Genomic DNA, 11,121 nt, shown 5'->3' on the forward strand with positions numbered 1-11,121 from the left:
GTCAGACCTCTTCGACGCTGCTCGGCTCGCGCCGGGACAGGTCGATACCGAGCTCCTCCGCCGCGCGGAAGACGTCCTCGTCGGTGTCGCGCATCTCGATGGACATGCCGTCCGAGGACAGCACCTCCACGTTGAGGCAGAGCGACTGCATTTCCTTGATGAGCACCTTGAAGGACTCGGGAATGCCCGGCTCGGGGATGTTCTCGCCCTTGACGATGGCCTCGTAGACCTTCACGCGGCCGGTCACGTCATCGGACTTGATCGTCAGGAGTTCCTGGAGTGCGTACGCGGCACCGTATGCCTCAAGCGCCCACACCTCCATCTCACCGAAGCGCTGACCACCGAACTGCGCCTTACCACCCAGCGGCTGCTGCGTGATCATCGAGTACGGACCGGTCGAACGGGCGTGGAGCTTGTCGTCGACCAGGTGGTGCAGCTTGAGGATGTACATGTACCCGACCGAGATCGGGTCCGGGAACGGCTCGCCGGAGCGGCCGTCGAACAGGCGCGCCTTACCGGTCGGGAGCACCATGCGCTCGCCGTCGCGGTTCGGGATGGTGTGCTGCAGCAGACCGGCCAGCTCGTCCTCGCGCGCACCGTCGAACACCGGGGTGGCGACGTTGGTACCGGGAGCGACCTGGTCGGCGCCGATCGCCTGGAGGCGCTGCGCCCACTCGTCCGCCAGGCCGGAGACGTCCCAGCCGCGGCTGGCGAGCCAGCCGAGGTGGATCTCCAGGACCTGTCCCGGGTTCATTCGGGACGGGACACCCAGCGGGTTCAGGATGATGTCGACCGGCGTGCCGTCCTCGAGGAAGGGCATGTCCTCGATCGGAAGGATCTTGGAGATGACACCCTTGTTGCCGTGGCGGCCGGCGAGCTTGTCACCGTCGGTGATCTTGCGCTTCTGGGCGACGTAGACGCGGACCAGCTGGTTCACGCCCGGAGGAAGCTCGTCGCCCTCCTCGCGGTCGAAGACGCGGACACCGATGACCTTGCCGATCTCACCGTGAGGCACCTTGAGCGAGGTGTCACGCACCTCGCGGGCCTTCTCACCGAAGATCGCGCGGAGCAGGCGCTCCTCCGGGGTCAGCTCGGTCTCACCCTTGGGCGTGACCTTGCCGACCAGGATGTCGCCGGCGACGACGTCCGCACCGATGCGGATGATGCCGCGCTCGTCGAGGTCCGCGAGGACCTCCTCGGAGACGTTCGGGATGTCCCGGGTGATCTCCTCGGGGCCGAGCTTGGTGTCACGGGCGTCGACCTCGTGCTCCTCGATGTGGATCGAGGAGAGGACGTCGTCCTGCACGAGGCGCTGCGACAGGATGATCGCGTCCTCGTAGTTGTGACCCTCCCACGGCATGAACGCGACGAGCAGGTTCTTGCCGAGGGCCATTTCGCCCTCTTCGGTCGCAGGACCGTCGGCGAGGACCTGCGCCTCGATGATCCGGTCACCCTCGTTGACGATGACCTTCTGGTTGACCGAGGTGCCCTGGTTCGAGCGGGAGAACTTGGCGACGCGGTACGTGGTGTACGTGCCGTCGTCGTTGGCGACGGTGATGTAGTCGGCCGAGACCTCCTGGACGACACCGTCCTTCTCCGCCTTGATCGAGTCACCGGCGTCGACCGCGCAGCGGTACTCCATGCCGGTGCCGACGAGCGGCGCCTCCGCCTTGATGAGCGGAACGGCCTGGCGCATCATGTTCGCGCCCATGAGGGCACGGTTGGCGTCGTCGTGCTCGAGGAAGGGGATCATCGCGGTCGCGACGGACACCATCTGGCGCGGGGAGACGTCCATGTAGTCGACGTCGTCACCGGCGATGTAGTCGATCTCGCCGCCACGACGGCGGACCAGTACGCGGTTCTCGGTGAAGCGCATCTCGTCGTTCAGGCCGGCGTTGGCCTGGGCGATCACGAAGCGGTCTTCCTCGTCGGCCGTCAGGTAGTCGACCTCGTCGGTGACGACGCCGTCGACGACCTTGCGGTACGGGGTCTCCACGAAGCCGAACGCGTTGACGCGGCCGTAGGAGGCGAGCGAGCCGATCAGACCGATGTTCGGGCCTTCAGGGGTCTCGATCGGGCACATGCGGCCGTAGTGCGAGGGGTGCACGTCACGGACCTCGAAGCCGGCCCGCTCACGGGACAGACCACCGGGACCCAGAGCCGAGAGACGACGCTTGTGCGTCAGACCCGACAGCGGGTTGTTCTGGTCCATGAACTGCGACAGCTGGCTGGTGCCGAAGAACTCCTTGATGGAGGCGACGACCGGCCGGATGTTGATCAGGGTCTGCGGCGTGATGGCCTCGACGTCCTGGGTCGTCATCCGCTCGCGGACGACGCGCTCCATACGAGCCAGACCCGTGCGGACCTGGTTCTGGATGAGCTCGCCGACGTTGCGCAGACGACGGTTGCCGAAGTGGTCGATGTCATCGGTCTCGACCACGATCGAACGGCCGGACTCGCCGGTCGTCTCGGTCTCGCCGGCGTGCAGCTTGACCAGGTACTTGATCGTCGCGATGACGTCGTCGGTGGTGAGCACACCGGCGTCGAGCGGCTCGTCGGCGCCGAGCTTCTTGTTCACCTTGTAGCGGCCGACCTTCGCGAGGTCGTAGCGCTTCGGGTTGAAGTAGAGGTTCTCGAGCAGCGTCTGGGCAGCCTCGCGGGTCGGCGGTTCGCCCGGACGCAGCTTGCGGTAGATGTCGAGCAGCGCGTCGTCCTGACCCTGGGTGTGGTCCTTCTCCAGGGTGGCGCGCATGGACTCGTACTCGCCGAACTCCTCGAGGATCTGCTCGGTGGTCCAACCGAGAGCCTTCAGGAGGACGGTGACGGACTGCTTGCGCTTGCGGTCGATGCGGACACCGACCATGTCGCGCTTGTCGACCTCCATCTCCAGCCAGGCACCCCGGGAAGGGATGATCTTGGCGGAGAAGATGTCCTTGTCGGACGTCTTGTCGATGGAGGAGTCGAAGTAGACACCGGGGGAACGGACGAGCTGCGACACCACGACACGCTCGGTGCCGTTGATGACGAAGGTGCCCTTGTTGGTCATGAGCGGGAAGTCGCCCATGAAGACCGTCTGAGACTTGATCTCTCCGGTCTCGTTGTTCGTGAACTCGGCAGTGACGAACAGCGGAGCCGCGTACGTGAAGTCGCGCTCCTTGCACTCGTCGACGGAGTTCTTCGCCGGCTCGAAACGGTGGTCGCGGAAGGTCAGCGACATCGACCCGGAGAAGTCCTCGATCGGCGAGATCTCCTCGAAGATCTCTTCCAGACCGGACTTGGTGGGGACGTCCTGTCCACTCTCGAGCGCCGACTCGACGCGAGACTTCCAGGCGGCGTTGCCGAGCAGCCAGTCAAAGCTCTCGGTCTGCAGCGCCAGGAGGTTCGGAACCTCGAGGGGCTCCTTGATCTTTGCAAAGGAGATGCGCAGCGGGGCGGTGCTGGCACCGTTGTTCGTATTGGTCGAGGCGTTGCGCGAGGCGGCCAAGAGGGGGTCCTTCCGAGGGCTCGGACTCACTACGCGCGTACCGGTCCCAGCTGACACAGAAGAGAGGCCCTCCCGATCTGGCCGAAAATGCCAGGTCAGGGCGATCAATCAGGTGTGCTCGAGCGTGGGCATGCCCCTGGCGACGGGCAGGGGGCAGCTAACAGGCAGCGCAAAGGGTCAGTGTAGCCAATTGGCTCACTGATGTCCAGACCAGGTTTCCGGAAACCGGCAACAGGCCTTCCCCACGTCTCTTCAAAAAATCAACCCTGCATCCAACGCTTCGGCTCTCGCATACAGAGCGCGTATGAGTACTGCCCGCTTCGTAGCCGATCCATGCCTCGTATCCCGGATCGAGCTGGCCGAGCTGATCGAGCCGGTGACGGGTTTGAGAATTGCGCGCCGCGTCCCGTTCGTCAAGGCCCCCTGCTCCGTGCGGATCATCTCCGGACCCTGCTGCGGGGCAACGATGATCACCCTACTCCCCAACGAGACCAGGGCAAGTCAGGCACTACGGATACGCCAAAGGGCGACCACCCTTACGGGTGATCGCCCTTGACTGGGGCCTCAGAGAGGCCCCGGAGGTGTTACTTGACCTCGACGGCCGCACCGGCGCCCTTGAGGGCCTCGGCGGCCTTCTCGGCGGCGTCCTTGGCAACCTTCTCGAGGACGGGCTTCGGCGCACCGTCGACGAGGTCCTTGGCCTCCTTGAGGCCCAGGGAGGTCAGCTCACGCACGACCTTGATGACCTGGATCTTCTTGTCGCCCGCACCGGTGAGGATGACGTCGAACTCGTCCTTCTCCTCCTCGGCCTCGGCAACGGCACCCGGGCCGGCGGGGCCGGCAACGGCGACGGCCGCGGCGGCGGTGACGTCGAACTTCTCCTCGAAGGCCTTCACGAACTCGGAGAGCTCGATGAGGGTCATCTCCTCGAACTGGGCGAGGAGGTCGTCCTGAGAGAGCTTCGCCATGATGGGCGATCCTTCCACTAATTCGGCAGGTGCCGGATGTATGTAGAGGCGGGCGTAACGGCCCGCTACGACCCACGCACTAGGCGGCGTGGATCAGTGCGCGAGCCGAATTACTCGGCACCGCCCTGCTCGGCGAGCTTGACGCGAAGCGCTTCCGCGGTGCGGACGAACTTCGACGGCAGCGCCTGGAAGAGCGAGGCAGCCTGAGACTGCTTGCCCTTGAACGCGCCGGCCAGCTTGCTGAGCAGAACCTCGCGGGACTCGAGGTCCGCAAGCTTCTTGATCTCATCGGCGGTGAGCGCCTTACCATCAAGGACACCCGCCTTGATGATGAGGTTGGGGTTGTCCTTGGCGAAGTCACGCAGGCTCTTCGCCGACTCCACCGGGTCACCGGTGATGAAGGCGACCGCGGTCGGACCAGCGAAGTGCTCGTCCAGCGCGGTGATCCCGGCCTGGTTGGCCGCAATCTTGGTCAGCGTGTTCTTCACCACGGCGTACTGGGCGTTCTCACCGAGCGAACGACGCAGCGTCTTGAGCTGCGCGACGGTGAGACCCCGGTACTCGGTCAGCACGGCGGCGTTCGAGCTCTGGAACTGGTCCGTGAGCTCGGCTACCGCGGCAGCCTTGTCGGGCCTTGCCATAGAGCGTCGGCCTCCTTCCGGGTGATGAGGACCGCTCAGAAGGGGCTGAACAAAACGAAACGCCCCGGCGCAAGCGCACGGGGCGTAAGCTCGACCGAATCACTCCGGGAGCTTGTCCACGAACACCTGCGCAGGACGTCCGCACTCAGCGGATCCTTCGGCCACCGCACTCTTTCGAGCACGGCAACGACCAGCGGTCTTTGGCTTCTGGAGAAGCGTACGCGAAGCGGTCGAGCCAAGGCAAATCGCCTCGGGAACCGCCCCCGGGGCACCGGACCGGTCCCCCGGGGACGCGCCCCTGCGACAGACGCCCTCGGCTCCGTCGAGACCGCCCGGTCCGGCGCCCCTGAGGGTCCGGCCGGGCTCCTTCAGGGTGTCCTCGGTCTGCTGGCGCTTGCCCGCAGCTGTTCCGTCCTGCCGCTGCCGCCGGTCACCCTCATGTCCGTCGCTGCGGACTTCACCGGCGCGGTCTTCGGGTAGGCGGCCTTCCCGGCGTCGCCGGGTGCGCGGCGGTGTTCAGGCGGAGCCCTCGCCGCCCGCCATCATCTCGGCCAGGTCCACGACCTGGTCGGCCGGCGGGGCGGTGACCTCGACCGGCTTGTTGATCTCCAGGAACTTGAGCGTGACGTCCAGCGGGCCCGAGGTGCCGTTGCCGCGGGTACGGAACTGCTTGGTCTGGTCGTTCTCGTCGATCCAGATGTCCATCGTCAGGTCCTTGATGCCCTGGGCCTCCAGCGTCTTCAGGTTCTTCTCCTGACGCTCCTTCGTCTCGGGGGTGGCCGCGGCCGAGTGGGCCCGCAGCTCGTCCAGCGTGACGGTGCCGGCCAGGTGCGTGGTCTTCTGGCCGTCGATGGTCTCCTCGCCGACGGTCTTCAGGTCCTTGGCGGCGCTGAGGTCGGTGGCCTTGTCCCCCGGGTTCTCGCCCTTCTGGCCGCCGAGCGCGTCCAGCTGCGCGGCCGCCTTCGGGTCCAGGGCCTTCATGTCGAACTTCATCCACTTGACCCCGGAGCCCAGGAAGAGGGCACCGTCGAGGAGCCGGATCTCCACCTTCTCGTCGGGCGTCTCGGGCGAGGCCATCGTCATCGACATGGCCACGGAGGGCTTGATCCGCATGGCGGCCTCGGCGGCGATGTTCTGCCCGGCGTTCGAGCCCGACATGGTGTAGCGGAGGGAGGTGATCTCCTGCGACTTCTTCTTCGTCTTCTCCAGGAAGGCGGCGGGCGTGACCTCGGCCGGCTTCTCCGCGGCCTTGGAGGGCGCGGGTGCGGCGGCGCCGCTGTCCTTCTTGGCGTCCTTGCCGTCCTCGCACGCCGTGGCGCCCCCGACGAGCAGGACGGCGGTCAGGACGGCGCCGACGGACTTCTTGCGGTACGTGTTCATGCGTTCCCCACCCAGGTGTAACGGTCGGTCAAACCGTGCCGGCGATGTTGCCGACAGTGACCCTACGTCGAACCACGGACAGTAATCGCACAGATTTCCCACAGCACGCGAAAAACGGGCTCTCCGCCCCCGGTGAGGGGGGGCGGAGAGCCCGTTTCAGGTGTCACGAGCGGGCCGCGGGCGGCCCGGAGCCATCAGGCTCAGACAGCAGCCGGGTCTTCCTCGACGAGGAGGTTCCGGGTGCGGTTGGAGTCCAGCTGGATGCCGGGGCCCATCGTGGTGCTCAGGGCGGCCTTCTTGATGTAGCGGCCCTTCGCGGCGGACGGCTTCAGACGGAGGATCTCGTCCAGGGCCGCGCCGTAGTTCTCGACCAGCTGCTCATCGGAGAAGGAGACCTTGCCGATGATGAAGTGCAGGTTCGAGTGCTTGTCGACGCGGAACTCGATCTTGCCACCCTTGATCTCGGTGACAGCCTTCGCGACGTCCATCGTGACGGTGCCGGTCTTCGGGTTCGGCATGAGGCCACGGGGACCGAGCACGCGGCCGAGGCGGCCGACCTTGCCCATGAGGTCCGGGGTGGCCACAACGGCGTCGAACTCGTTCAGGCGGTTGCCCTTGGCGATCTCGTTGATCAGCTCGTCGTCGCCGACAATGTCGGCGCCGGCGGCTTCCGCGGCCGCAGCACGGTCACCGGTCGCGAAGACCAGGACCCGGGCGGTCTTGCCGGTGCCGTGCGGGAGGTTCACGGTGCCACGGACCATCTGGTCGGCCTTGCGCGGGTCGACACCCAGGCGGAAGGCGACCTCGACGGTGCCGTCGAACTTGGTCGTGGAGGTCTCCTTGGCGAGACGGACGGCCTCGAGCGGGGCGTACAGCTTCTCCCGGTCGACCTTGGCGTCCGCAGCGCGGAGAGTCTTGCTGCGCTTCACTTCTGCTCCTGTGTTGATTCTTCAGGCGTGGAGTCGTGGTGCGGACCAGCGCTTGGTCCTACCACTGGTGGTGCTGGGCGGGTGTGGCTGGATCAGCCTTCGACCGTGATGCCCATCGAACGCGCGGTGCCGGAAATGATCTTCACGGCGGCGTCGATGTCGTTGGCGTTCAGGTCGGGCATCTTCAGCTCGGCGATCTCGCGGACCTGGGCGCCGGTGAGCTTGGCAACCTTGGTCTTGTGCGGCTCGCCGGAGCCCTTCTCCACGCCCGCGTGCTTCAGGATGAGGCGCGCGGCCGGCGGAGTCTTGGTGATGAAGGTGAAGGAACGGTCCTCGTAGACCGTGATCTCCACCGGCACGACCATGCCACGCTGCGACTCGGTCGCGGCGTTGTAGGCCTTGCAGAACTCCATGATGTTGACGCCGTGCTGACCGAGCGCGGGGCCGACCGGCGGAGCCGGGTTGGCCGCACCGGCCTTGATCTGGAGCTTGATGAGCCCCGTGATCTTCTTCTTCTTGGGAGGCATTGCTCTCTCCGGGTCCTAGTGAGAGTTTTCAGCCACCGATCCGGTCATCCGGATGGAGGCATACCGCACCACGATAACGGGTATCGGTACGGGGCTAAAAACCGAGCAGGTCAGACCGCCCGCGAGGGGCGATCTGACCTGTCCGGAAGCTGTGGCTCAGAAGCCGTGACGCACGCGCAGCCGATCAGCGCGGTCAGTTCTTCTGGATCTGGTCGAAGCTGAGCTCGACCGGGGTCTCGCGGCCGAAGATCTCGACGAGGCCCTTGACCTTCTTCGAGTCCGGGTTGATCTCGTTGATCGTCGCCTGGAGCGTCGCGAACGGGCCGTCGGTGACGGTGACCGAGTCGCCGACCTCGAAGTCCAGGACCTCGATCGTGCGCTTGACGGCGGGCGCCGGCAGGCCGGCGGCCTCGGCAGCGGCCTTCTCGGCCTTCTCCTTGGCCTCCGGGGCGAGCATCTTGACGATCTCGTCCAGCGTCAGCGGGTACGGGTCGTACGCGTTGCCGACGAAGCCGGTGACGCCAGGCGTGTTGCGGACGACGCCCCAGGACTCGTTCGTCAGATCCATGCGGACGAGAACGTAACCGGGCAGCTTGTTCTGCCGGACGTTCTTGCGCTCGCCGTTCTTGATCTGGACGATCTCTTCCTCGGGCACCTCGGCCTGGTAGATGAACTCCTCGACGTTCAGCGAGACGGCACGCTGCTCCAGGTTGGCCTTCACGCGCTTCTCGTAGCCGGCGTAGGTGTGGATCACGTACCACTCGCCGGGCAGGAGGCGCAGTTCGTCGCGCAGGGCCTGGATGGGGTCGACGGGCTCGGCGGGCTCTGCCGGGGCGGCCTCTTCGGCCTCCGCGTCGGCGTCGGCCTCGGCCACCACGTCGGCCTCTTCCTCGTCCTCGACGGCGTCGGCGGCCTCTTCGGCCTCCGCGTCGTCCTCAGCCTCGGCGTCGACCTCGCCCTCGACGTGCAGCGCGGCCTCCTCGGCGGCGACACCCGCCTCGGCGTCGGCGTGCTCGGCCTCGTCGGGGTCCACAGCGTCTGCCGCCTCGACGATGTCGAGCTCGTCCTCGACGGACTCGACGGAGTCGTGGCTCACGTTCAGGTTCGGGTCAGACACGGTGGCTGCTTCTTCCTGGATACAAAAGGTGGTGGAACATGCGAAAACGGGCGGCACCCATCAAGGCGCCGCCCTCCGCGGGGATCAGCCGAAGACGAACTTGATGGCTTCCTGGAACCCATAGTCAATCACGGTCACCAGACCGATCATGATGACCACGAAGACAATCACCACGGTGGTGTACGTCGTGAGCTGGTTGCGAGTGGGCCATACAACCTTGCGGAGTTCCGCGACGATCTGGCGGTAGAACAGCGCGAGCCGGCCCACAGGGCCCTTCTTGCCGCGCTTGCCGCCCTTGCGGGCCTTCTTCTCGCGAGTTTCGTCCTCGGCGTCAGGCATGTCGATGGAGCCCAGGGCGTCCGTCACGTCTCTCACCTGAATCCGGGTCGTGGCCGTACCGCGCCCGGTTGCGCCGCACGGCGTTGCATCGAAGTACGTACCTGCGCACACACATCCGAGAAGGAGTGTGGAGCAGGGCCGGAGGGACTCGAACCCCCAACCGCTGGTTTTGGAGACCAGTGCTCTACCAATTGAGCTACGACCCTTTGCGTCCCCCAACCTACCGCATCCGGGCGAGTGCACGGAGTGCTCACGCTTCGGAGCGGCTGCTGAGGTCCAACGACAGGTGAGTGTACGTGAACCGGGCCCTGACGTCGAACAGAACCCGAGCTGACGTGCTTGCGCCCGGCATCGGTCCGGTACCTGAAACGGCGTGCGGCTCGTCTTTGCGGTCTGGGACGATTGGCCGCATGACCCCTGAAACGCCTTCCTCCGAGCGCCGCGTCTCCGCCCGTATCGGCGCCATCTCCGAGTCCGCCACCCTCGCCATCGACGCCAAGGCCAAGGCCCTCAAGGCCGCCGGGCGCCCGGTGATCGGCTTCGCGGCCGGCGAACCCGACTTCCCGACCCCGGACTACATCGTCGAGGCCGCGGTCGAGGCCTGCCGCAACCCGAAGTTCCACCGCTACACCCCGGCCGGCGGCCTCCCGGAGCTGAAGGCCGCGATCGCGGCGAAGACGCTGCGCGACTCCGGCTACGAGGTCGAGGCTTCGCAGGTCCTGGTCACCAACGGCGGCAAGCAGGCGATCTACGAGGCTTTCGCGGCCGTCCTGGACCCGGGTGACGAGGTCATCGTCCCCGCCCCGTACTGGACCACGTACCCGGAGTCGATCCGTCTCGCCGGCGGTGTCCCGGTCGAGGTCGTCGCCGACGAGACCACCGGCTACCGGGTCTCCGTCGAGCAGCTGGAGGCCGCCCGCACCGAGCGCACGAAGGTCGTCCTCTTCGTCTCCCCGTCCAACCCGACCGGCGCCGTCTACAGCGAGGCCGACTCCCGGGCGATCGGCGAGTGGGCCGCCGAGCACGGCCTGTGGGTCATGACGGACGAGATCTACGAGCACCTGGTCTACGGCGACGCGACCTTCACCTCGCTGCCGGTGCTGGTCCCCGCCCTGCGCGACAAGTGCATCGTCGTCAACGGCGTCGCCAAGACGTACGCGATGACGGGCTGGCGCGTGGGCTGGGTCATCGCCCCGCAGGACGTCGTCAAGGCCGCGACCAACCTGCAGTCGCACGCCACCTCCAACGTCTCCAACGTGGCGCAGGTCGCCGCGCTGGCCGCGGTCTCCGGGAACCTGGACGCCGTCGCCGAGATGCGCAAGGCCTTCGACCGCCGCCGCCAGACCATGGTCAAGATGCTCAACGAGATCGACGGCGTCGTCTGCCCGGTCCCCGAGGGCGCGTTCTACGCCTACCCCTCGGTCAAGGGCCTCCTCGGCAAGGAGATCCGCGGCAAGCGCCCGCAGAGCTCGATCGAGCTCGCCGCGCTGATCCTGGACGAGGCCGAGGTCGCGGTCGTCCCGGGCGAGGCCTTCGGCACCCCCGGCTACCTGCGCCTCTCCTACGCCCTGGGCGACGAGGACCTGGTGGAGGGCGTGTCCCGCGTCCAGAAGCTCCTGGCGGAAGCCAAGGCCTGACCACCCCGGACATGACTGAGCGGGGGGGGCCCCCGCGGGGCCGCCCCGACGAAGAAAAGGCCCCCCCCCCCCCGGGCCCCCCCCCCCCCGCCCCCCGGC

At 66.8% G+C, this 11,121-nt stretch carries 9 protein-coding genes and 1 tRNA gene; 1 reads left to right on the forward strand and 9 read right to left on the reverse strand.

Annotated elements, in window-relative coordinates:
- Window position 1: 1 nt before the first annotated feature.
- The 9 genes from rpoB to ACFWUZ_RS31215 all read right to left on the reverse strand — a co-directional run bounded on the left by rpoB (window position 2) and on the right by ACFWUZ_RS31215 (window position 9,591).
- Window positions 2-3,484, reverse strand: a complete 3,483-nt coding sequence (rpoB, locus tag ACFWUZ_RS31175) for a DNA-directed RNA polymerase subunit beta (protein WP_384380354.1) — start codon at window positions 3,482-3,484, stop codon at window positions 2-4.
- A 584-nt stretch (window positions 3,485-4,068) separates the two neighbouring features.
- Window positions 4,069-4,452, reverse strand: a complete 384-nt coding sequence (gene rplL / locus ACFWUZ_RS31180; protein WP_030154668.1) for a 50S ribosomal protein L7/L12 — start codon at window positions 4,450-4,452, stop codon at window positions 4,069-4,071.
- Between the two features lie 110 nt (window positions 4,453-4,562).
- The gene (gene rplJ / locus ACFWUZ_RS31185) at window positions 4,563-5,093 is read right to left on the reverse strand and encodes a 50S ribosomal protein L10 (protein WP_030710304.1); all 531 of its coding nucleotides are present in this window, start codon (window positions 5,091-5,093) and stop codon (window positions 4,563-4,565) included.
- A gap of 516 nt (window positions 5,094-5,609) precedes the next feature.
- The gene (locus ACFWUZ_RS31190) at window positions 5,610-6,473 is read right to left on the reverse strand and encodes an LppX_LprAFG lipoprotein (RefSeq protein WP_384380358.1); all 864 of its coding nucleotides are present in this window, start codon (window positions 6,471-6,473) and stop codon (window positions 5,610-5,612) included.
- Window positions 6,474-6,673: 200 nt separating this feature from the next.
- Window positions 6,674-7,402, reverse strand: coding sequence for a 50S ribosomal protein L1 (gene rplA, locus ACFWUZ_RS31195; protein WP_008739733.1), 729 nt, complete (start codon window positions 7,400-7,402; stop codon window positions 6,674-6,676).
- Between the two features lie 92 nt (window positions 7,403-7,494).
- Window positions 7,495-7,929 carry a 50S ribosomal protein L11 gene (rplK, locus tag ACFWUZ_RS31200; protein ID WP_384380361.1) on the reverse strand — a complete coding sequence of 145 codons (435 nt, stop codon included), beginning with the start codon at window positions 7,927-7,929 and terminating at the stop codon, window positions 7,495-7,497.
- A 193-nt stretch (window positions 7,930-8,122) separates the two neighbouring features.
- On the reverse strand, window positions 8,123-9,046 hold the full coding sequence (gene nusG / locus ACFWUZ_RS31205) for a transcription termination/antitermination protein NusG (protein ID WP_384380364.1): 924 nt from the start codon (window positions 9,044-9,046) through the stop codon (window positions 8,123-8,125).
- Window positions 9,047-9,130: 84 nt separating this feature from the next.
- Complete coding sequence (secE, locus tag ACFWUZ_RS31210) at window positions 9,131-9,412, reverse strand: preprotein translocase subunit SecE (RefSeq protein WP_362055165.1); 282 nt, start codon at window positions 9,410-9,412, stop codon at window positions 9,131-9,133.
- 106 nt (window positions 9,413-9,518) lie between these two features.
- Window positions 9,519-9,591, reverse strand: a tRNA-Trp gene (locus ACFWUZ_RS31215).
- Window positions 9,592-9,795: 204 nt separating this feature from the next.
- Here ACFWUZ_RS31215 and ACFWUZ_RS31220 point away from each other — a divergent pair.
- Window positions 9,796-11,022 (forward strand): pyridoxal phosphate-dependent aminotransferase, encoded by a 1,227-nt coding sequence (locus ACFWUZ_RS31220; RefSeq protein ID WP_384380368.1) that lies wholly within the window; start codon window positions 9,796-9,798, stop codon window positions 11,020-11,022.
- The last annotated feature ends 99 nt before the right edge of the window (window positions 11,023-11,121 follow it).

It is taken from the genome of Streptomyces sp. NPDC058646, assembly GCF_042716875.1.
Taxonomy (GTDB): domain Bacteria; phylum Actinomycetota; class Actinomycetes; order Streptomycetales; family Streptomycetaceae; genus Streptomyces.